19 protein-coding genes are annotated in these 23556 nt (G+C 34.1%); 5 read left to right on the plus strand and 14 right to left on the minus strand.

Annotated elements, in window-relative coordinates; all coding sequences use genetic code 11:
• Positions 1–447: 447 nt before the first annotated feature.
• The 3 genes from CDH50_RS13755 to CDH50_RS13765 all read right to left on the minus strand — a co-directional run bounded on the left by CDH50_RS13755 (position 448) and on the right by CDH50_RS13765 (position 4303).
• A complete protein-coding gene (locus CDH50_RS13755; protein ID WP_232732018.1) occupies positions 448–2757 on the minus strand; it encodes a TonB-dependent receptor plug domain-containing protein in 2310 nt (769 codons plus the stop codon).
• On the minus strand, positions 2750–3658 hold the full coding sequence (locus CDH50_RS13760; protein WP_100612867.1) for a FecR family protein: 909 nt from the start codon (positions 3656–3658) through the stop codon (positions 2750–2752). The genes CDH50_RS13755 and CDH50_RS13760 overlap by 8 nt, the downstream gene beginning before the upstream one ends.
• A gap of 129 nt (positions 3659–3787) precedes the next feature.
• A complete protein-coding gene (locus tag CDH50_RS13765) occupies positions 3788–4303 on the minus strand; it encodes an RNA polymerase sigma factor (protein WP_198513501.1) in 516 nt (171 codons plus the stop codon).
• 115 nt (positions 4304–4418) lie between these two features.
• Here CDH50_RS13765 and CDH50_RS13770 point away from each other — a divergent pair, with 115 nt between their 5' ends.
• The 3 genes from CDH50_RS13770 (at position 4419) to folD (ending at position 8736) form a co-directional block, all read left to right on the plus strand.
• A complete protein-coding gene (locus CDH50_RS13770) occupies positions 4419–6170 on the plus strand; it encodes a hypothetical protein (RefSeq protein WP_157804999.1) in 1752 nt (583 codons plus the stop codon).
• 260 nt (positions 6171–6430) lie between these two features.
• Positions 6431–7759: a signal recognition particle protein gene (gene ffh / locus CDH50_RS13775; protein ID WP_100612870.1), complete on the plus strand. Its 1329-nt coding sequence runs from the start codon at positions 6431–6433 to the stop codon at positions 7757–7759.
• 95 nt (positions 7760–7854) lie between these two features.
• Positions 7855–8736, plus strand: coding sequence for a bifunctional methylenetetrahydrofolate dehydrogenase/methenyltetrahydrofolate cyclohydrolase FolD (gene folD / locus CDH50_RS13780; protein ID WP_100612871.1), 882 nt, complete (start codon positions 7855–7857; stop codon positions 8734–8736).
• Between the two features lie 58 nt (positions 8737–8794).
• Here the strand turns inward: folD and CDH50_RS13785 are convergent, their stop codons facing one another.
• The 5 genes from CDH50_RS13785 to CDH50_RS13805 all read right to left on the minus strand — a co-directional run bounded on the left by CDH50_RS13785 (position 8795) and on the right by CDH50_RS13805 (position 13407).
• The gene (locus CDH50_RS13785) at positions 8795–8980 is read right to left on the minus strand and encodes a hypothetical protein (protein WP_100612872.1); all 186 of its coding nucleotides are present in this window, start codon (positions 8978–8980) and stop codon (positions 8795–8797) included.
• 119 nt (positions 8981–9099) lie between these two features.
• Entirely contained in the window at positions 9100–9855 is a 756-nt protein-coding gene (gene rluF, locus CDH50_RS13790; protein WP_100612873.1) for a 23S rRNA pseudouridine(2604) synthase RluF, read from the minus strand.
• A gap of 19 nt (positions 9856–9874) precedes the next feature.
• Positions 9875–10699: an alpha/beta fold hydrolase gene (locus tag CDH50_RS13795; RefSeq protein WP_100612874.1), complete on the minus strand. Its 825-nt coding sequence runs from the start codon at positions 10697–10699 to the stop codon at positions 9875–9877.
• A gap of 113 nt (positions 10700–10812) precedes the next feature.
• Positions 10813–11787 carry a YitT family protein gene (locus CDH50_RS13800; protein ID WP_100612875.1) on the minus strand — a complete coding sequence of 325 codons (975 nt, stop codon included), beginning with the start codon at positions 11785–11787 and terminating at the stop codon, positions 10813–10815.
• Positions 11788–11865: 78 nt separating this feature from the next.
• Entirely contained in the window at positions 11866–13407 is a 1542-nt protein-coding gene (locus CDH50_RS13805; protein WP_100612876.1) for a helicase HerA-like domain-containing protein, read from the minus strand.
• A gap of 216 nt (positions 13408–13623) precedes the next feature.
• Here CDH50_RS13805 and CDH50_RS13810 point away from each other — a divergent pair, with 216 nt between their 5' ends.
• Positions 13624–14253, plus strand: a complete 630-nt coding sequence (locus CDH50_RS13810; RefSeq protein ID WP_100612877.1) for a 7-carboxy-7-deazaguanine synthase QueE — start codon at positions 13624–13626, stop codon at positions 14251–14253.
• A gap of 63 nt (positions 14254–14316) precedes the next feature.
• Here CDH50_RS13810 and CDH50_RS13815 read toward each other — a convergent pair whose 3' ends face one another.
• From CDH50_RS13815 to CDH50_RS13840, 6 genes are all read right to left on the minus strand, one after another.
• Positions 14317–14844, minus strand: a complete 528-nt coding sequence (locus CDH50_RS13815; protein WP_100612878.1) for a DUF2911 domain-containing protein — start codon at positions 14842–14844, stop codon at positions 14317–14319.
• 77 nt (positions 14845–14921) lie between these two features.
• Positions 14922–15113 (minus strand): hypothetical protein, encoded by a 192-nt coding sequence (locus tag CDH50_RS13820; protein ID WP_100612879.1) that lies wholly within the window; start codon positions 15111–15113, stop codon positions 14922–14924.
• A gap of 206 nt (positions 15114–15319) precedes the next feature.
• Positions 15320–17023: a hypothetical protein gene (locus CDH50_RS13825; RefSeq protein ID WP_100612880.1), complete on the minus strand. Its 1704-nt coding sequence runs from the start codon at positions 17021–17023 to the stop codon at positions 15320–15322.
• A 165-nt stretch (positions 17024–17188) separates the two neighbouring features.
• Complete coding sequence (gene gatB/aspS / locus CDH50_RS13830) at positions 17189–20539, minus strand: bifunctional amidotransferase subunit GatB/aspartate--tRNA ligase AspS (protein ID WP_100612881.1); 3351 nt, start codon at positions 20537–20539, stop codon at positions 17189–17191.
• Complete coding sequence (locus CDH50_RS13835; protein ID WP_100612882.1) at positions 20539–21939, minus strand: amidase family protein; 1401 nt, start codon at positions 21937–21939, stop codon at positions 20539–20541. Before CDH50_RS13835 ends, gatB/aspS begins: the two co-directional genes overlap by 1 nt.
• A 2-nt stretch (positions 21940–21941) precedes the next feature.
• Complete coding sequence (locus CDH50_RS13840; RefSeq protein WP_198513502.1) at positions 21942–22211, minus strand: Asp-tRNA(Asn)/Glu-tRNA(Gln) amidotransferase subunit GatC; 270 nt, start codon at positions 22209–22211, stop codon at positions 21942–21944.
• Positions 22212–22499: 288 nt separating this feature from the next.
• On the opposite strand from CDH50_RS13840, the gene CDH50_RS13845 reads away from it, so the two are divergent.
• Positions 22500–23516, plus strand: coding sequence for a dipeptide epimerase (locus CDH50_RS13845; RefSeq protein WP_198513503.1), 1017 nt, complete (start codon positions 22500–22502; stop codon positions 23514–23516).
• Positions 23517–23556 lie beyond the last annotated feature (40 nt).

The raw sequence follows: 23556 nt of genomic DNA on the forward strand, positions 1-23556 counted from the left end.
TCTAAATGTTTTAAATGTTACAAATAGGAGTGGGGGTTAATCAAAAATAATCATTTTTTAATGGTGCATATTTCCGGATTTTTTACTTGCTTTTTTCGCATATTTAGTTGATATATTTTAATGATTTCTTTAGAATTTATGATTTCAGTATCTATTTTTAAAAATATAAACTAAAACTTTATATAAAACTTTTAAAATATTGATAATATGATTTTTAAATGTACAGTATAGATAAAATCTATATAGTGTTTTTTGATGTATTTTAGACTTAAATGTAAGTTTTTATTTGCTAATATAACAAAAATATAGTTACTGCAAATGATGTGTAAAAAATTGAAAAATCTATTGAAGAATGAGCTATTTTATAATTAATATTTTGCTGAAATATTTTCAAAAAATACCGGTTGAATCATTAAGGTTTTATAAAAATAAATTAAAATTTTTTGTCTAAAATTGAACCCTAAAACTAACATTCGGAGTAATCCCTAGAGATAGATTTTCAACTTTAGTAATCATATCGTCATTGTCTAAAGTGTAGTACGTATTGATGGTGTTTTTTTTGTTTAAAACATTCCAGATAGATGCACCGATGGTCGCTTTAGAATTTTCGGAAATATCAAACGCATAGGTTGCTGAAAAATCGGTTCTTAAATAATCATCTAAATTGGAACTGTTAGGCGATTCGTAATTTATGATGCCGTCGGTACTATCAATAGGCAATGTGGTTGGTCTTCCAGAATGCCAATTTAATCCTAAAGCGAATTTAATATCATTTATAGAGTAAGTGCCGGAAAGAGCCAACGTGTGTCTTAAATCGGCATTATTTGGGAAGGATTCACCATTGTTTAAGTCATCAAACATATAATCATTTTTGCTGTACGAATAACTTAGCCATGTACTAACAACATCATTGAATTGCTTGTTGATTAAAAAATCAAGACCTTTAATAGTGTAACTTCCTATAGCTTTTACAAATTGATATTGGTTTTGAAATCCTTGACTTCTGGTGGTGATGCCATCTACTTTTTTAACATACGTTTCGGCACTTATTAGCAGTTTATTTTTGTTGTAATGAAGTCCGATAGAAGCTTGTTTGCTTTTGATTACGGGAATATCGTTGTTGTTGCTTAAAATCCAACGGCGTTTTTCAATACCTAAAAAATCGTTTTGTAAGTCGATGATTTGTGAGGTGGTCTGGCTTTTTATTTCACCTAAAACTTCAAAACGAAAATCGTTCAAAAACCGTTGACTGAAACTTAAGCGCGGCTCCACCAAAAACATATCAAACTTATTAAAATAGTTTAATCGTGTTCCGAATTTTAATTTTGTTTTAGCATTGTTTGAAAGCAGTGACGTTTCGGCATAGAAGGCATGGCTTCTAATCACTTCTTTTATATAACTTCTGAAAATAGGGTTATTGACATCCTCAAGATTGCTGATGCCAACCTCGATAAATTGATAACCGGCATTTATTTTGAATTGGTTGTTTGGAGTGTAATCAATATCGAATTTTGCAGAACCATCATACACTTCATTTTCCTGTATTAAACGTTGGTCGTTTGAAATATCGTAATTGGTAGCATCTAAATCGTAATTAGAAACATATACTTGTGAGGTGGTGGATAAATATTCATTCCAACCTCTAATATAAGTAATGCCACCAGCCAGATTTTGTTGCGAAAGTTTGCTATTGAAAGCCTCACTTTGGTTATTGGCAGTTGATTGTTCTTCATAAACCAAATCATTATTGACATTTAGGAAATGAAATCGAACCTTATCTTTTTTAGTAATGTCATATAAAAATTTAGCGGCAATATCATAAAAATAAAAATCCTCGTTCTTGGAAATGGAGCTGCTATTTGATTTACTTAAATCGGAATCCTGAAAAATACGTTTGAAATATTGGTCGTATGTCGGCGTAATGAATAAATCGGTTACAGAACGACGCGCGGATAGTTGTAATTCGGTTTTATTTGATAAAGGTATTTTGGCATAGGCATCGGCATTTATTAAATTAAAACCCGCGCCAACTCTGAGTTCATTATCTATAGTATTTGAAAGTTGCATATCAATAATACTGGAAATACCATCACCATATTTTGCGCTTGTGCCATTTTTAGACACGTTAACAGATTTTGTGGTGTATGGATTGAAGGCAGAAATTAAACCGAAAAAGTGACCCGATTGATACATTTTGATGCCATCCCAAAGCAATAGGTTTTGGTCATGCGTGCCACCACGAACGTTAATATTGGAAACGGTTTCGTCTATACTAAAAACGCCAGGAAGCGCTTGAATGGTCTGTAAAATGTCAGGTTCTATAAGTCCAGGCAAAATGCCAAAGGTTTCTGGTTTTATAGAAATGGAACCATCATTTAATTTGGTAATACCAGAAGTCAGGTAATTTGTAACTACGACTTCTTCTAGACGTTGGGTTGTTAGAGTGGCTTCTTTATTATCAGATTCGTTTTTTTTTATTACAATAAAGCGATTGTTTAATATTTCAAAATCTAATTCGGTATTTCTTTTGATGCTATTTAAAGCGTCATTAAGCGTTAAATTTTCAGCAGGAAGCATCGCTTCTTTACCTTCAATGGCAGCATCAGCGTAAGAGAAACTAATGTTGTAACGTGTTTCAAGAATTTTTAAAATGCTACTAAGAGGTTGCTTTTCTTCTTGAATAATTTGGGAATTAATCTTGCCCATATTCAAAAAAAACAAGGAAATAAAAATAGAAAGAATCCCTTTTCTACTCACTTTTTAAAGTTATAGTATGGTTGGTTTTACTATATGTTAACTGTAAGGGTAAGGTAATGGATTTTAATGCAATATCAATATTCTCATGGGTAAAATTACCTGTGAATAACTGTTTGTTATCAATGTTTTGTTGATTAAAAGTAACGCCATATTGTCTTTCAAATTCAGCTAAAACTTCTTTATAAGGCATACTTTTAAATTGACTTTCGTTATTTAGCCACGAAGGTGTTGTGCGGTTTTCTTTTTCTTTAGCAATTATTTTCCCATCGATAATTAAAAAACTGTCGCCAGCTTTTAATTTTGTTTCTTCGGAATTATAAATAACGCCAACTAACCCTTCGTAGCAAATAACCTCAAAATAATTGTCCCGTTGTTTTACATTAAATTGAGTACCATAAACCGTCACGGTTCCTGATTTTGTTATAACATGAAATGTAGGGCCTTTAGCGACCTTAAAAAAAGCTTCGCCTTCAAGTTCTACATCGCGTTGGTTTTTCCATGATTTTTTATTGAAAGCCAAGAGGGATTTTGCATTTAAAATGGCGGTAGATTCATCTGGTAAATCTACCGTTGTTTTTTGGGCAACTTCTGTAGTGATGTTCGTATTTAAAGTGGTTGTGTAATAATATAAACTGAAACAAATAGCAAGAATGGCTGCAACACGCATGAATGGTTTTAACCAATGTGTTTGTTTTTTGGCGTCAACAGCTTTTTTGGCCTTTATGGTAGATAATATGTTTTCTAATTCTTTAGAAGTATCAAAATCATCTACCTTAAAAGCTTGTAAGCCATTATTTAACTTAACCAAATCATCATAGTCTTCAAGGTTTTTAAACGCTTCAAGTTCTTGATCATTTAGATTGTTATCAAGCCATTTCGATATGAGTTCTTCTCTTTTCATAATGCGTATTCATGTATATAACAGTTATGTTTTATTTTTTCCTACCCTCTTTTTTGAAAAAGTTTAAAAATTCAAGATTCAGGGTAATGGGTTCTAGGTTTAAAAGTTTAGTTTTCCAACACCTATCTACTAAAGCTCCTTAATATCCTGTCTCAATTTTTCCAAAGCACCATAAATACGTTTTTCGACCGCTTTGGTAGAAATATCTAAAATTTTGGCAATTTCCTTAAAACGTTTGCCTTCAACGCGGTTCATCATAAAGGCTTCACGTTGTGCTTCGGTTAAATTAGAAAGAGCTTTTTGGAGTTTATCCATATATTCGGTTTCCTGCATTAAAAACTCCGGACTTTCATTGGTGTGCATTTTTGGTTTGGTTTGTTGATGCTTTAAGATCACTTTTTGATGAGCGACATCATTCAGCATTAAATTATTGGCAGTGGTAAACACAAAGCTTTTTGCTTTATCTGGAGAAATCTTGGCGCAATTTTCCCATAGTTTTACAAATGCTTCCTGTACTTTGTCTTTTGGGTTTAACAATTCGCCATACCTATAATATAAAAAGTTGTGTAAATCTTTAGAGTATTTATTAAAGATGGAAGAAAATAGTCGCTCTTCACAAATATGCTCTTGTAGTTGTTTCTCCATAATCATGGGCAAGTTGGTAATGCTAAAGTAAAAAAAATGCGAATAAGGGGTAGGAATTTTTAAAGGTATCTTGTTTTATATACAAAATGCTATGTTGAACCCAAAACTAAATATCATGAAAACGAAAATGAAAACACTTTTACTACTACCTTTTTTTGCCCTTTTATTGTTTACATCTTGTCAAGATGAAGTTACGGACATTACGCCGCCAAGTGAGGCTGAAGCTTTAACGGCAAATTCTGAGTTAACCACATTTATTGGCGCTACTGCCAAAATGGACGGTTCTAAAGACAACATCATAGACAGAGCAAATTGTTTGTCTGTTGAATTGCCTGTAACGGTTATTGCAAATGGTCTTGAGGTTACTGTGGATTCCACCGAGGATTACAAAGTTATCAAGGCCATTTTCAATGAGTTTGATGATGATGATGACACTTTGGAAATTATTTTCCCAATTACAGTTATTATGTCTGATTACACCGAAGTGACAATAGAAAATAGAGATGCTTTGGAAAATCTTATTAAAGAGTGTAAAGGTGAAAATGAAGAAGATGACGATATAGAATGTATCGATTTTCAATACCCCATATCGTTTTCAGTTTATAATACACAATTTCAAGTCATTGACGTGGTTACTATTGAAAGCGATAGACAATTATATCTGTTTATTAAAAGAGTTAAACAAGGTGAAGTTTTTGCAAGTCTTAATTTCCCTGTAACCATGGAGTTGGCTGATGGTTCGACCATTGAGGTAAACAATAACCTAGAGCTACATAACACGATTAGGGAAGCTAAGGACATTTGTAATGAAGACGATGATAACAACTATAATGATGATGATTTTACTCAAGATCGTTTAGAGGAACTGTTAAAAACCTGTCCGTGGGTGGTTTATGAAGTTAATAGAAACCTAAATAATTTAACTGATATCTATTTAGAATATGTTATGGTGTTTAAAGAAGATGGTGTTGTTAAAGTTCACAAACGAGGAGGGGACATATTAACAGGTGCTTGGAGTACCCGTGTTACCGATAATGGTGTTGCTCTTAAATTAGAATTTGACACCTTGGTAGATTTCACTTTGGAATGGTTTGTTTATGAAATCGAGTATGGAAGAATCAAGTTGTATACCGAAGGTGGTAATAAAATCATCTTAAAGAAAAACTGTGATATTGTTGTAGATATCACAAAAGAGCGCATAGAAAACTATTTGCAACAATGTTTTTGGAGAGTTGCCCGTTTAAGTATCAATGGTACGGATAATGAAAAAGATTATATAGGAACACCTTTAAAATTCTTCCCAAACAACGAGGTTAAAATACGTGTAAATGGAGAGTTTGTTGTAGGTACTTATCAAGTACTTGTTAGAAATGTTGGTTTCATTTTACAAATAGATTTAGAAGGAAGGCCAGATTTAAAGCTGGAATGGTTAGTAACATTTTTGGAGCCTGGTTTAATTAAACTTGAAAATGCCAATAATAAAATGGTGTTGGAAAGACATTGTCCTGATGTTGATGATGACTTAAAGTTTATTGATGCATCACTTATTGCAGGAGCATGGGAAGTTGCAAAATACCAAGCTGGCGACATTGATAAAACTGAAAATTATGCCATGTACACTTTAGACTTCTTAATATCAGGAAGAGTTAAGGTTACAGATCCAAATTTTGGCACCATCAACGGTTCGTGGTTGGCTTACAGAAAAGAAGGCTTGTATTTAGGAATGCTTTTTGAAAATATTGCACCATTTAATGTGTTAAGCCATCGATGGAAAATAACAAGTATTACAGCTGGTAGAATTGAGTTAAAAGAATTCGGTACTGCTGGAACTATAGAGAGTATATTAGTCCTTGAAAAGAAAATTTAATACTGTTTTTGGTTAAAAGGAGAATTTATCTTCAGTTTTTAGGTTAGTTAGCTAAGTTTCCTTTATAAGCTGTCAAATTAATTTTTGACAGCTTTTTTTTATTTTCGTTTTTGTGATTTGATGCTTCTATAATAAACATCAAATCACTAAATTTTCATTCCCGTGAAAACGGGAATCTTTCTAAAGAAAAACAAAATATTTCTTTATTTTTGCGTCTTTGTTTATATGAGCAAAGGTTAGTTAAAATTTGAAGAAATATTATGTTTAATAATTTAAGTGAAAAGTTAGATAAGGCGTTACATGTTTTAAAAGGGCATGGTAGCATTACAGAAGTCAATGTTGCAGAAACACTTAAAGAAGTGCGTCGCGCTTTATTGGATGCCGACGTCAATTTTAAAATAGCAAAAGATTTTACCACAACCGTTAAGGAAAAGGCTTTAGGACAAAACGTATTAACAACGTTACAGCCAGGGCAATTAATGGTTAAGATTGTTAAGGACGAACTTACCGAACTTATGGGTGGTGATGCCGAAGGTATTAATTTATCGGGAACGCCAAGTGTTATTTTAATGTCTGGGTTACAAGGTTCTGGAAAAACAACCTTTTCTGGTAAACTGGCCAATTATCTTAAAACAAAAAAATCCAAAAAACCATTATTGGTAGCTTGCGACGTGTACCGTCCAGCGGCGATAGACCAATTACATATTGTTGGAGAACAAGTTGGTGTGGAGGTTTTTAGTGATAAAGGAAATACAAATCCCGTAGCTATTGCACAAGCGGGTATCGCTCATGCAAAAGCAAATGGTTATAATGTGGTAATTATAGATACCGCAGGTCGTTTGGCTGTTGATGAAGCGATGATGACCGAAATATCAAACATCCATAAAGCCATTAAGCCACAGGAGACTTTGTTTGTTGTGGATGCCATGACGGGGCAAGATGCCGTTAATACTGCAAAAGCGTTTAACGATGTCTTGAATTTTGATGGTGTTATCCTAACTAAATTAGATGGTGATACCAGAGGTGGAGCGGCAATTTCTATTAAATCGGTTGTTAATAAACCTATCAAGTTTATTGGTACAGGCGAGAAAATGGAGGCGATTGATGTGTTCTACCCATCCCGTATGGCCGATCGTATATTGGGAATGGGAGACGTGGTGTCTCTTGTGGAACGTGCTCAAGAACAATTTGATGAAGAAGAGGCTAGAAAACTTCAAAAGAAGATTGCTAAAAACCAGTTTGGATTTGACGATTTCTTGAAACAGATTCAACAAATCAAGAAAATGGGAAATATGAAAGACTTAGTAGGCATGATTCCTGGTGCTGGAAAGATGATGAAAGATGTTGATATTGACGATAATGCTTTTAAAGGTATTGAAGCCATCATCCATTCCATGACACCAAAAGAACGAAGCAATCCAGCTATTATTAATGCCAGCAGAAAAAAGCGTATTGGCGATGGTTCTGGAACCTCGGTGCAACAAGTGAATCAGCTTCTGAAACAGTTTGACCAAATGAGCAAAATGATGAAAATGATGCAAGGAGGCGGTGGCAAACAGATGATGCAGATGATGAAGAATATGCGTTAATTTTTTAAGTTAAAAGTTAAAAGTTAAAAGTTAAAAGTTAAAAGTTAAAAGTTAAAAGTTACCTCCACTAAACAACTAACACCCAACAACCAACAATGATAATTTTAGACGGTAAAAAAGTTAGTAACGATATTAAAGATGAAATTGCTGAGCACGTAAAAGCAATGATTTCCAAAGGTGAAAAAGTGCCACATTTGGCCGCTATTTTAGTAGGAACTGATGGTGCGAGTATGACTTATGTGAATGCTAAAGTGAAGGCTTGTGAGAAGATTGGTTTTAAATCTACGTTGATTGATTTACCTGAATATACTTCAGAAAAAGAATTATTGGAAAAAATAAATGAACTGAATACCAATGATGATGTGGATGGATTTATTGTTCAATTGCCGTTGCCAAAACATATAGATGAACAAAAGGTTTTAATGGCTGTGCATCCTGATAAAGATGTGGATGGCTTTCACCCAACAAATGTTGGAAAAATGGCTTTGGATTTGCCTACTTTTTTACCAGCAACTCCTTATGGCATTCTTGAATTATTGGAACGTTATCAAGTGGAAACCTCTGGAAAACATGTGGTTGTTATGGGAAGAAGCCATATTGTGGGTCGACCTATGAGCATTTTAATGAGTCAGAAACGAAAAGCGGGCGATGCCACGGTTACCGTTGTTCACAGTCGCACCAAAAACTTGACTGAGATTACCAAGCAAGCGGATATTATTGTGGCCGCCATTGGTATTTCAGAATTCTTGACGGGTGATATGGTTAAGGATGATGTTGTGATTGTTGATGTGGGTATTACGCGTGTTCCTGATGCTACAAAATCTACAGGGTATAGATTAGCGGGTGATGTGGACTTTGAAAGCGTTAGTAAAAAAGCGAGTTACATTACGCCAGTTCCTGGTGGTGTTGGTCCCATGACGATTGCTATGTTATTAAAAAATACACTATTAGCTTGCGAGAGAGGTAGTTCTAATTAGGAGTTAAAGCGTTTTGCTTTACTTGCAAACAAAAAGTTTAATTAAATTTTCTATTGGATTAATTGCCTGGTTCATCTTTTCTGTATTTTAGCATGGATACACCAGCAATAAAAAATACACCACCTAATATAGTTAATGCCCAAGGACTGAGTGTTACAAAGTTATTTCCAAAAATACCTAAAACTCCTAAAATTAAGGCTATCATACCACCAACGGTTAAAATCAATGCTAATATTCGTATCATAATTTCAATATTTATTATGATGCTAAAATAGAGGCAAAGGGTGTGATTGATATTATAGAATTAAGTGAGAGCTTTTTAAAATACCCATATTAGTTAAAGAATTTGTTTAATTGTTTGGTTTAACTTCGGCGAAATGTATTGGGTTTATACTCTTTTGTTGAATCACTAATCAGTCTGCTTAATTCGCTAAATTCTTCTTTGGTAAGTTCCCGGTATTTACCAACTGGCATATCCATTTTAATATTCATGATACGGACCCGTTTCAGTGTTTCAACTTCATAATTTAAATATTCGCACATGCGACGGATTTGTCTATTTAAACCTTGGGTCAATATAATTTTGAATTCATAAGTGCTCAATTTTTCAACCACACATTTTTTCGTAACTCTATCCAAATCTTCCAAGGGAATACCACCAGCCATCCGCTCCACAAACGTTTGGGAAATGGGTTTATCTACTTTTACAATATATTCTTTTTCATGATTGTTACTGGCACGCAGAATTTTATTTACGATGTCGCCATCGTCTGTTAGAAGAATTAGGCCTTCACTGGGTTTATCTAACCGCCCGATTGGAAAAATACGTTTAGGATAGTTGATAAAATCAATAATATTATCTTTTTCAACAGTGGTATCTGTGGTACAAACAATGCCTACAGGTTTGTTGAATGCTAAATAAACAAAGGATTTATTGGTGTTACTGATTTCTTTTCCATCAACATGAACCACATCATTTGGTGCGACTTTTGTGCCCATTTCTGGAATGACACCGTTGATAGTGACCCGCCCAGCTTCAATCAATTTATCGGCTTCCCTGCGTGAACAATAACCGACTTCGCTTAAATATTTATTGATTCTTTTTAAATCTGCTTCCATAGCCCAAAAATACAACAAACTATTGGTTGATAAAGTCTAAAATATACGTATTAATTTCCTTGGATTTTAAGCCATGACCCAACCCAGAAGTTGATATAAGTATAGAATTTTTATAATGTTTTTGATAATCTAAAGCATCATCATAAGGAATAACCCGGTCTTCTTCATCATGAATTATGAGGCCTTTTGGATGCATATTTTCTGAAAAATTACTAATATGATAATAGCTAGGTAAATGTCCGAAACGTTTAAGCACAAATTGCTCAATCCCATTAAAAACCTTTTTGTTATAACCCATCATGGTTTTATAACGATCAAAAATACCAGTGAAATTTGAAGGAGCACCCAGCAATACCAATTTTTTAACTGAATCCAGATTGTATTTGTGTTGAAAAATGACAGTCGCTATACCGCCAACGGAATGTCCTATAATAACAGTTGGATTTACTTTTTTTGCGACTATATGAATACATTCAGAATACAGTACCGTATTAAATAATGCGCCTCCAGAATTTCCATGCGCAGGAGCATCTAAAGCAATGATATTATAATCCAATTTTTTTAAAACATCAATTAATTTTTTCCATCTTGAGGTGTTACTCTCCCAACCATGAACCAGCAAAATGGTTTCCTTTTTCCCAATCCATTGGTAAGTCATAATATTTATGTCTTTATATGGTAATCCTTGTTGGATTGAGGTATTAAGAAATTCAGCATCCATTTTTTTAGCTTTTCCTTGGGGTCTGGAAAACAATTGAAAAGCCAAATGCACCGCAAATGGTGTTGATATATAACTGATAAAGTTTATGGAAGAACCAACAATTCTTGGTAGATATTTATTCATTTAAAAGAATGGATTCACTAATTACTAAATGCAAAGAGTTTTATATTATATATTTTTCAGCAACAAATTCATTAATCTTTATTACCCAGCACCCTAGATATAAGACCCAGCACCTATTTCAGCGGTTTCCTCTTAATCATTCCTCCTTTCAAATCTTTTACAATACCCATGATGATAAACGCCCTTTTGTCAATCTTATCAATTTCAGTCTGTAATCTTGCGAGTTCCAAGCGTGTCACTACGGTATAAATAATATCTTTATCATAGCTTTCACCATTTGTTCCAAAACCTCCTTTACCAGCATATATGGTACAAGCTCGTCTTAAATTCTTAATAATCATGTTCCTTAAATCTTCATGCTTTTCTGAAATAATGGTAACACCTACATATTCTTCAACACCATCTACCACAAAATCTACCGTTTTGGCTGCTGATAAATACGTTAATATCGCATAAAGCGCTGTTTCAACAGAAAGAATATAGGCACCCACAGAAAATATGAGAAGGTTAATTAAAAGTAGGACGTCTCCAATAGTAAGGGATAATTTTTTACTTAAAAAGATAGCTAGCACTTCCGTACCATCAATCACACTTCCGCCTCTCATAGACATACCGATACCCAGACCTAAAAAGAATCCTCCAAAAACAGAAATCAATAATTTATCATCGGTTACAGTTGGGTATTCTACAAAATGCACAACAAAAGCCAAAAGTGCAATGGCCGCAATACTTCGTATGGCAAATTTGATGTTGAGGGTTTTAGAAGCTAAAATGATGAAAGGAAGATTGACAAGAATTAAAAAATAACTTAAATCTAAATTGGTCACATTTTGAAGTAATAACGACATACCCGTTGCGCCACCATCAATAAACCGATTTGGCAATAAAAATCCTTTTAATCCAAATCCAGCCGAAAATACGCCAATTATAATAAAAATGTATTCTTTTATGGCATGCGATATTTCTACTTCAAATCTCCTAACTATAGGTACAATTTGCTTGTTACTAACAGGATTGTCAGTTTTTTGCTTCGATTTTATGCTCTTTCGAGCAATTTCTACTAAAATCTTTGATATAAAAGAATTCATGGGCAGGACTTATATGTTATTCCAAAATATTAAAGAGATTGGTGCTTTTTATAATTAACTGAATCATTAAGGCAAACATTATCTTTTCATAACTCTTGTTAAAATCCCAAACACACTACGAATAAACGTGGCACTTGTTAGCACTTTTACAACAGGATTCATAGCGGTGCTTTTTCTTGCTGGTGCAGACGTTTTTTGTTTAGAGGCAGCTTTTTCAAAAGCTTCTCGTTCTTGTTTCGCTTTTTCCTTGGCTTCTTCTGCTTCTGCCTGTTCTATTTTTTTATTTAAAAGTTCATAAGCACTTTCTCTATCAATGGTTTCATTGTATTTTTTTACGAGCTTGGATTGGGAAAGCAAGGTGTTTAATTCGCTTTCTGTTAGCACATCCATGCGGCTCATAGGTGCACGCATCATAGTTGCTGCCAATGGGGTAGGTCGACCTTTTTCATCTAATGCAGATACCAAAGCTTCGCCGATACCAAGCGATGTTAAAACAGTTTCCGTATCATAATACTCGGAATCGGGATAATTTTGAGCCGTCATTTTAATAGCTTTTCTATCGTTGGCAGTAAACGCTCTAAGTGAGTGCTGAATTTTTAAACCTAACTGACTTAAAACGGCTTCGGGCACATCAGTTGGGTTTTGGGTTACAAAATACAAGCCGACACCTTTACTTCTAATTAACTTGACAATACTTTCAATTTGGTTCAATAAAGCTTTGGACGCCTCATTAAAAATTAAATGGGCTTCATCAATAAAAATAACCAATTCTGGTCGGTCGCTATCACCTTGCTCAGGAAAGGTGGAATATATTTCAGCCAATAAACTCAACATAAACGTTGAAAATAATTTAGGTCTATCTTGAATATCGGTCAAACGGATGATATTTATATAACCTCTACCATCTCTATCAATTCTTAATAAATCGTCGACATCAAAAGAGGTTTCCCCAAAAAACAAATCAGCTCCTTGTTGTTCCAATTCTACTATTTTCCTTAAAACAGAGCCTGTTGAAGCTGTAGAGATATGACCATAAGCCTCAGCAAATTTACTTTTACCTTCTTGCGTGGCGTATTGCAATATTTTTTTGAAATCCTTTAAATCGAGAATCGGTAATTTATTATCGTCACAATATTGAAAAATAACCGCCACAACGCCAGACTGTGCTTCAGATAAATCTAAAATACGTGATAGTAAAACAGGTCCGAATTCACTAATAGTCGCCCTAAGTCTAACTCCATCTTGTTCCGATAAGGTTAAAATTTCAACAGGAAAACTTTTAGGTTCATAAGGCAAACCAATTAGCGCATGACGTTCATCAATTTTTGGATGGCCTGCACTGGCCTGCGCCAAACCACTTAAATCACCCTTAATATCCATGAGTAATACAGGAATTCCTTTATCGCTCAAATTTTCCGCCAATACCTGCAACGATTTTGTTTTGCCAGTACCTGTGGCACCAGCAATTAAACCATGACGATTCAGGGTTTTTAATGGAATTTTTACATAAGCGTTTGTAATGGTTTCACCGTCTAACATGGCGGCACCCATAGGGATAAAATCACCTTTGGTAGTGTTGCCTTCATTGATGTAATTAAAAAAGGTTTCTTTTTTATCCATGGGTATTTATTTTGCATAAAAATACACGAAAAATGAAGAAGAAAAAAATAAGGCTTCATTTTATAAAATGGGTTTTATGTTTTTCTTTTCTAACTATTCTAAACAAGAAATTAAAATTTTGAGTTGAAAATGTTTCGGGTAACTACCAAAGGAAATTTAAAAAAACCTAAATCAAAAATCGTAAATCGTAAATTTTAAAAAGTATCTTTGCAAACTATGAATAATGACTTGCAAATATTGGTTGATAAAGGTGAAATGTTGCCTTTAATGGAGGAGTTTTATACCATACAAGGGGAGGGTTTCCATAAGGGAACGGCCGCTTATTTTATAAGAATTGGAGGGTGCGATGTGGGTTGCCATTGGTGTGACGTTAAAGAAAGTTGGAATGCTAATTTACACCCACCGACAGAAGTTTACAAAATCGTTGAAAATGCCAAAAAACATAGTGATACCATTGTGGTTACGGGTGGCGAACCATTAACTTGGGACATGACTATTCTAACAAATGCACTAAAAGCTGAAGGTTTGCAAATACATATTGAAACCTCTGGGGCTTATAAATTAACTGGTATTTGGGATTGGATTTGTTTGTCACCAAAAAAGATGAAATTACCGACTCAAGAAGTTTATGAAAAAGCAAATGAGCTGAAAATGATCATTTATAATAAAGATGATTTTCGTTTTGCTGAAGAACAAGCTGCTAAAGTTAATAAAGATTGTATTTTATATTTGCAGCCTGAATGGAGCAAACGCGATAAAGTGATTCCGGAAATTGTAGCTTATGTGATGGCGAATCCTAAATGGAAAGTGTCTTTACAAACGCATAAGTATTTGAATATTCCTTAAAAAAAATACCCTTGAAAAACTTCAAGGGTATTTTTTTTAAGGAATATTCAAATAAAATGAATCTTATTTACTAACTGGTACAGCAACTCTAGTTGTGCCCCAAGCTAAGTACATGTTATTGTTTTCAAAAACAATTGAAAAATCATCAACAGCTTCTCCAGTACTTGCAGGAACATTGACTCTTAAAACATCATTCGCTTCTTTATAGCTAAAAGCGCCCCAAACATCTAAGTCACTATTTAAAATGATAGTCCATTCTGTTTCACCTGGGATAGAAAATAAGGAGTAAGTGCCAGCTTTTACTGGTTTTCCACCAAACGTCATGTCTTGAAAAAATTTAATTTCCGTTGCTTCATTAGCGCCAGTTCTCCAAACTTTACCGATAGGTGCCAATTTACTTAACTCCCTTCCGTTAAGTTGAGGTCGGCTATAAATAACTTTAATCATTGGCGGAGCAGTTCTTTCGGTTCTATAATAGGTAATGTCTAAAGGACTTTTGTCCACACTAGCAAATTTTTGTGCATGGGTATTTATTGAGAATAGCATACCAAAAACTAAAGCAATAGTTGTTAAGAAAGTTGTTTTTTTCATTTGTCGAATTATGGATTAATTTTTTTTAAAATTAATATAAATAATCTTAATGATAATATAAAAGTTGAATGGGAATGTTAAAATTTAAGATTTGATGGATTGTTTTCTCGGTTATTCAATTCGTTTAGCCATTCCATATTTCTTTTATCCATGGCTTCTTGAGAAATTAATTTCCCTTTTTTGATATCCTGCTCACTCATTTCCAACATGGTTTTTTGCTCATTTGTCAATTCAACGATTTCAGATTTATATGAATTTAATGTTGACATTTGTGTTGATTTTGATTTTAAATATCTGAAAAATTAGTTGTTTTTCCTAATTGCATAAAACGTTTTTCTTTTGGAAAGGATTCGCACGGCAGCAGGGTAATTTATAATTTCTGCTCATGTTTACTTTTATTTAAAAATATAAAATATTTCTTTTAAGCAAGAACCACGCGAAAGGATTCGCGCGGAAACCGGGGTACTTGATGGCTTTATTCTTTTATTTCCTTTAAATATTTATAATCATTTCCTTGTTTTAGCAAAACATATTGATTCCAAAATTTTTCGTCATTTAGGTTGTCAACAGAAAAATTCCATTCGGTTAGAGAACCAATTTGGTCAACAACTTCGCTTCCAAATAAATTACCTTGAATAGCTAAAGGTTCAAAATAGTTCCATTCATAAATTTTTTTGGAATCATTAAAAGCTACAAAATAGTGAAGTTTTTTTATTCCTTCCTTATCGGTTACTAATACGGGATTAATTGCTAAATCTCTGTTTTCTGAATATATTAAGGAATGAACGGATAATTTTGAATAACTGTCAGGATTATTTTTCTTTAAAATTTCATATTTTGGTTTAAAAACATTCTCGTTTAGTTGTTCTTCAAAAGAAGTGTTTTTTGATTGCTTTTCTCTCCTTAAAGAGTCTGCGATAATTTCGTATAGTCCAATATAATTTCGATTATTAACTTCATCTGTTTTCCAAATAGATTCTCCATATTTATCCCAATCTGGGTCTTTTTTTAAGTCAGAGACTTTTTCAAATAAGTTAGTCTCCCAAAAATCAGGATTTAATTCTGTTGAATTTTCTTTGAAAAAATTCCATTTTTGAAGATTATTAAAATATTGTTTTTCTCCTTCATTTATTGAGTTTGCTTGAAAATAAGTGACTTTTGATTTTTCGTAATACCATTTATCATTGTATTTCACGGCTTTTATGATGTAAGCATAAGTTCTTGGAATTTCTTCCAGAAACTCCTTGTCTTTAATGTCATTTGGTGAAATGATTTTTACGTTTTTATCTTTTTTATTTTTAGTTAAATCTTTAAAGTCTTGAGAAGAAGCTTGCTCAATAAAAAAAGCTACAAATTTTGTTTTGTCATCATTTAGCAATAATTGAAAAGGCTTATCATTACTATTAGATAAAATGGTTCTTAAAAATTGTTCATCAAAATCTTTTCTTAAATATTTATTTGAAAGAACATTTAATCTTTCTTGACTTAATTGTTTTTCTTTTTTTAATGTCGGGCTATTAATTGCAATTGTATGAATAATATCACTCAATGCTTTGGACAAAGCATTATTAATTGTACAATTAATTGATTCATTTGCACAGGCAAACTCAAATCCTGGATTATTCCAATCTCCTATATAAGATTTGTCTATTGCTATTGAGTTTGATATGTTGTCAAATAATTGAATTTTAATTTCTGCATAAGCAACATTATCTTTTTTGTACAACTCAATTTTTGAGAAATTAAGGACATATTGAAATTTCTCGTTTTCAGATATATTTTTTAAATTAGTTAAAGAACCATCACTTTTTTGGTCTTTTAGAATAATTAATAGATTTGGGAATTTTTCAAAAAAACGATATGCTAAAAATTGCTCGGAAATGGAACTTGCATTTTTGAAAAAATCTATATTTTTAGCAAATTCTATTTCACTTTTTATCATTTCTCGGATGTTTTCGGGTTGTGATAAAAAATCTTCAGATTTAAGGTAAGTTTCTGTTTCTAAAGTATTGTTTTTTTTAACAATACTGTCGTTGTATTCCGTTACTTCTTTCTTGAATGATTTATCGTATTTTATTTCATTTGGGGAAAGTATTAGAATCGTTGGTTCAAGTTTTTCCTGTGCAAAAGTTAAGATTGAAACAAATAGGATTATTAAAGTAAATAATTGTTTTTTCATTTGTGTTTTGTTGAGTTTAGCTTGCTGGTAACAAGTAAATATAATCAATATTTCCTACGAAAATAAAAATCCCGACAGCTACCTATCGGGATTTTGTAAATCTATTTTTTATAGTCCAAAGTCTCTAGTCTCCAGTTTAGAGTCTTTCATCTATCGTCTTTTATCTTACTTCTTAAGTACCCTCACATTCATTTCCTCAATCTTTTTATCGGATAGGATGGAAGGTGCTCCAAATAATAAATCGTCGCTCGTGCCTGTTTTTGGGAATGCCATCACTTCACGTATGGATGCTTTTTTCTCTAAAATCATCATCAATCTATCTACGCCCCAAGCAATACCGCCGTGTGGTGGCGCACCATAGTGGAACGCTTTGTACATGGTACCGACGCTTTTTAGCATCTCCTCTTTGTTGTAGCCCATGTTTTTATAGGTGGCTTCCAAAATTTCGGGTTTGTGCGCACGAATAGATCCACCGCCGATTTCATAACCATTTAATATTAAATCGTATTGTTGGGCAATGATGCTGCCAATTTCTTCTTCTTTGCCGTTCATGTGTTTTTCAATATCATAAACTGCTGGCATGGAGAATGGGTTGTGGGTAAACGTCCATCGGCCTTCATCCGTTTTTTCAAACATGGGGAAATCAATCACCCACGCCGGACGTAATTCCTTCGGATTGATTAAATGCAACATACTACCCAATTCTTGACGCACCGCATCCAAAGCTTTGTTGGACGTGGCGTAATCAGCAGCCGAGAAAAATACGATATCGCCCACTTGAGCATTGGTGGTTTTTATGATTCCTGCTGCAATATCTTCACCTAAAAATTTAATAATAGGTGATTGCAAATCGGTTTCATTAACAATGATATATGCCAAACCACCTAAGCCATGTTGTTGCGCTGTGGCCGTTAATTTTTCAATTTGTCCTTTGGATAAACGCTTGTTGCCTTGTTCTTCAGCAGACACTTTGATACATTTTACAATACCGCCTTCTTCAATCGGTTTGCTAAATACTTGAAACGTCGTGTCTTTTACAATATCCGTAATGTCTTGAAGTTTTAATCCGAAACGCAAATCGGGTCGATCGCAACCATAATAATACATGGCATCTTGATAGGTAATGACTTCAAACGGACGCAATATCCATTTGTTACCGTATATTTTAGTAACCACTTCGTTAAACATTTTCGTGTTTAAATCGATGATTTGTTGCATGCTGGCATACGCCACTTCCATATCCAATTGGGTAAATTCCGGTTGACGGTCGCCACGGGAATCTTCATCCCTAAAACAACGTGCAATTTGGAAATACTTTTCGTAACCACTTACCATCAACATTTGTTTAAATTGTTGCGGTGCTTGTGGTAAGGTGTAAAAAGCGCCAGGCTGTTTGCGGGTCGGTACAATGAATTCACGAGCCCCTTCATCGGTTCCGGCACTTAAAATCGGCGTTTCAATTTCCAAGAAATGTTCTGCATCCAAAATATCACGCAGTAATTTGATAACTTTGTGGCGGTTGACAATCACACGTCGCACATCATCATTTCTGTGGTCTAAAAATTTATATTGAAAACGTATGGTTTCGTTGGTTTTTGTCGCACGTTTTATTTCAAAAGGAAGTGTTCTGGATAGGTTTAAAATATCCAATTCATTAGCTTCCAGTTCTATTTTTCCTGTTCGTAAAGCGGCGTTATAATCATCTTCTTTACGTTGAACAATTGCGCCAGTAACCGTTATAACCGACTCTGGTTTTAGCTTCACCAGTTCATCTAAATTAGGAAACGATTCCCTACTTAAACGCACTTGGAAAATCTCGGTACTGGAATCGCGTAAATCAATAAAAATCAATTCACCATGATCACGAACACTAGAAACCCAACCCGCAAAGGTTACTTTTTCGGAAATATTAGCTTCTGAAATAGCGGTGATTAGGTGCGTTCGGTATTCCTCTTTTATGATGATGGGGATTTGTGGTAATACTTCTTCTTTGGTTGTTGGTTGTTGGTTGGTTGGTGTTTGTTGTTGAGTCGTTTGTTGTTTAGTTGTGCTTCCGTCTTCGGTCTTCTGTCTTCGGTCATCTCCAGCAAGCATATTTAAAATGCCTTCACGAACTACTTTTCCAGACGCGCCTTTTCCAATAATTTCAATCACTTTACCGACTAAAATACCTGCTTTTCCTTGGTTTCCAGCTTTAATATCGTTGGCAGTCGCTTCGTTTTCTGAAATGACTTTAGCGATGGCATCTTGAATTTTTTCTTCGGAAATGCTATTGTCTTCGAAATAGGTTTTATAGTCGAAACTAGCATTTTCAAGTAACGATTTAATAGCATTTTGAACCAATACCACCGTTACTTTTTCATCTTTAAATAATCTGAAAATGGTACTAAAATCCTGAATATTTTCGATTTTAGAATAGTCTTCAGGTTTTATATTATTTGCCAAGGTTTTTGCAACAAACGAGGCGTCATTCAATTCGTTATTAATAGTCACAAAGGTTTCCGAACGTAAGGAATCTGCCGTAAAAAATTTAGCATCTTGGGGCAATACTCCGCCTTGAATTAAAATAGATTCCACCGCAAAAGGAAGCGTTTTGGTATCCACGTGAATGGCTTCCACCGCACTTTTAATATTGACGAAAGGCAAATCGGGCTCGGAAATAAAACGGTAATCCGCCTCAAATTCCTTTTTACGCATGGTTTTGGTTTGCTTTAAATCGGCATCCCATAAAACCGTGGTTTGATCAGGTCTAAATTCTTTATGCTCAATATAATAATTGAATTGTTTTTCAACTTCCTCCTTTAAGGCATCGACCATAAACTTAAAGGAGTTCAAGTTTTTGATTTCGGTACGTGGATTTAAAGTATAACTATGTTTTTTACGAAGCGATACAGAAACATCCGATTTAAATTCCCCTTTTTCCAAATTGGCTTCAGAAATTTTTAAATTTTGAACAATACGTTGAATGTATTGGGCATAAATGGAAGCATCTTCAATATGTCGAATACAAGGTTCGGTGACAATTTCAATCAACGGCACGCCAGCTTTGTTGAAATCGACTAGCGACACCGTTTTTTCGTGCATCAATTTAGCGGCATCTTCCTCAATATGAACTTGCGTTAAATTGACCGTAAACTGACTGCCATCATTTCTGAAACACGATACTTGTCCGTCAGGAATAATCGGGTTATGAAACTGCGTAATTTGAATATTCTTCGGGTTATCCGGATATTCATAATGTTTTCTATCCCACGAAATAATCTCGTTTTCAAAAGAAGAATTCACTGCTTTTCCAAAATAAATGGCTTTGGTAATCGCTTCTTTATTAATGGCGGGCAAAACACCCATTTGTCCCGTACAAACAGAGCAGATGTTTTGGTTTGGGATGTCTATTTCTTGATTCGGACAAGAACAGAACAACTTGGTTTTTGTGTTCAACCGAACGTGTGTTTCCAATCCGATAACCAACTCTAAATCGTGCGCTTTTAATGCTGCGTCTAATTGTTCCAGTTCCATTATATCATGTCTTTTAAGAAGTTAGCAAACTTCAAAACAAGTTCGTCATTATTTTTTGCGGCCGTTATTTGCAAGCCAGTTTCTGTGCCTTGTGGGATGGTTAACGTCGGTAACTGTCCTAAACTAAAACCAACGGTGTATGCATCACTTAAATACATGGCATGTGGGTCTTTTAAACTATCACCAATTTTAGGCGGTGTGCCTGGTGTTACAGGGGATAAGATGATATCGACTTCCTTAAAATCCTTTTCAAAATTTTCGGAAATAGCATCTCTTAAAGTCAATCCTTTCAGATAAATTTCATCTGAAAACCCTTGGGATAACACTTGATTTCCTCCAACAATGCGTCGTTTTGTTTCTTCTGAAAAATTTTCAGAACGCGTGATGGCATACGATTCTTTAAGGTTTTTATCTTCAATACGATTACCGTAATTGCTTCCATCCAATCGAGATAAATTGGAAGCCGTTTCAGCCATTGCTAGGGTATAATAAGTTGAAACCAAAATATCGGATTTAAAGAAATCAAGTTCTTTGACTTCAATGCCTTTGGCTTTTATTTTTTCGATGGTCGCTAAAAAATCAGCTTTTATTTTAGAATCAATCGCATCATTTTCAATAAAGTTTTTGAAATAGCCGATGGTTTTAATACCTTCGGAATTTGAAATGCTATCCTTACTAATTTCCGCGGAAGCGTAAGTCGTTTGATCTTTGATATCTTTTCCGCTCATCACATTCAAGACAATACGAATATCCTCAACCGATTTGGCAATAGGACCCACACAATCTGTTGATGAGGCATACGCCATCAATCCGTAACGCGAAATACGTCCGTAAGTCGGTTTTAAACCATAAACATGGTTGTAACCTGCGGGTTGGCGTACCGAACCGCCTGTATCGCCTCCAATGGAAAATACGGTGTAATCTTTGGCAACATTTACTGCTGAACCACCGCTAGAACCACCACCAACTAAATCGGGGTTGTTAGCATTTTTTACAGCTCCAAAAATGGTGTTTTCGCTGGAAGACCCATGTCCGAAACTATCACAATTCTCTTTCACGATAGGAATAGCACCAGCATCCAATAATTTTTGAATCGCCGTCGCCGTGTAAGCTGATTTATAGTTTTTCAACAAATTGGAACTTGCTGTGGTGTACGTGCCTTGAACCATATACACATCTTTAATCCCAAACGGAATGCCTTCCAATAAGCCGATAGACTCTCCTTTAGCAATTTTAGCATCCACTTTTACTGCCAATTGCAACGCTAAATCATCTAATAATGAATTAACGGTGTTGTTCGTGTTCTCTTTTAAAGCGGTTAATTTTTGCTGAACCAATGCCGCGCAAGATATTTTCTTATCCGCCAATTGCTGATGAATTTTATGTATTTGAGAGTCCATAATTATTCTTCTATAACTTTAGAAACTACCAAATAGCCGCCTTTTTCTTTAGGGAAGTTTTCGATGATGATTTGTTTTTCAATTGTAGAACTTTCAATCACCACATCATCTCTTAGATCGTTTAAAGACACGTAATTATTACGATTATTATTAAAAGAGTTATTATTTGTTGGCTGTGCATTTTTAATCACATCAAATAATTTGTTCACAGCCTCACTGGGCTGGGCTCCTTTAATACTCGACAATACGTCGACTGTCATAATTTTACTCATGTTTTAAAATTTAGATTAAAAAAAGCCTTCCAAACTTGGAAGGCTTTATATTTTATTTTTAAACAATAACCTTCCCTTCCTAAAATTTAGGATTATTGAAATTATTATTGTTATTATTTATCATAAATACTTTTTTATGCTGCCAAATATATATAGAAATTATAAATCAAACACTATTTTTTATAACTATCCTATTCTGTATTATCAAATTAATAAAAAACGCCAAGATATTTTAGAGGTTTTGGTTTAATTACATATTTTTTATCGAAACAAATGTATATTTATATTATGAATTTGACCATTACAGCAAAACATTTTAAGCTTCCATTAAGGCATCTATTTACCATTTCAAGGTACAGTGTAGAAACGCAAAGTACCGTGATTGTAAGCATGAGTTATGGGGAATTTACAGGTTATGGGGAAGCCACGGTGAATCCTTATTATGATAGCACTGTCGAGAAAATTGAGAGTTCCATTGAAAAAGTGAAAGACATTATTGAAACGTCTGATTTAAAGCATCCCAAGGAATTTTGGTTGGATGTTGAGCCTCATTTAAAAGATGATTATTTTACCCTTTGTGCCATCGATTGTGCTTACTGGGATTTATATTCTAGAATTCACAACAGAACTTTACGAAGTTATTTTGATATTCAATCGAAACAATTACCATTGACCAATTATACCATCGGCATCGATTCCATTGAAAATATGAAAGCCAAAATTCTTGAAAAGCCCTGGCCGATTTATAAAATAAAGTTAGGAACAGAGCACGATGTAGAGATTGTAAAATCCTTAAGGAAAATAACAAATTCCGTATTCAGAATAGATGCGAATGCCAGTTGGACCGCAGAAGAAACGTTGAGAAATATTGAAGAATTAAAATCTTTGAATGTCGAATTAATTGAACAACCATTAAAAGCGGATGATTGGCAAGGGATGACACTTTTAAAAGAAAGGAGCGAACTCCCCATTATAGCCGATGAAAGTTGCCAAAGATTGGAAGATGTTGATAGATGTGCTGAGGTTTTTCACGGTATCAATATAAAGCTGATGAAATGTGGAGGCCTAACGCCAGCATTAAAAATGATTGAAAAAGCCAGAAAACATAATATGTTAGTTATGGCGGGTTGTATGACCGAATCATCCATAGGAATTTCAAATCTAACCCAACTTGCCAGTTTACTGGATTATATGGATGCTGATGGTGCGATGTTATTAAAAAAAGACATTGCCGAGGGTGTGTCTTTTGAAAACGGTAAAATTATGTTTTCTAAAGCAAATGGTTCAGGTACAAACATGCTTTAATTAACCATTATTCCTATAATTATTATGCTTAATTTAAGTT

The sequence above is a fragment of the Confluentibacter lentus genome, from assembly GCF_002806995.1.
In the GTDB taxonomy this organism is placed as follows: domain Bacteria; phylum Bacteroidota; class Bacteroidia; order Flavobacteriales; family Flavobacteriaceae; genus Confluentibacter; species Confluentibacter lentus.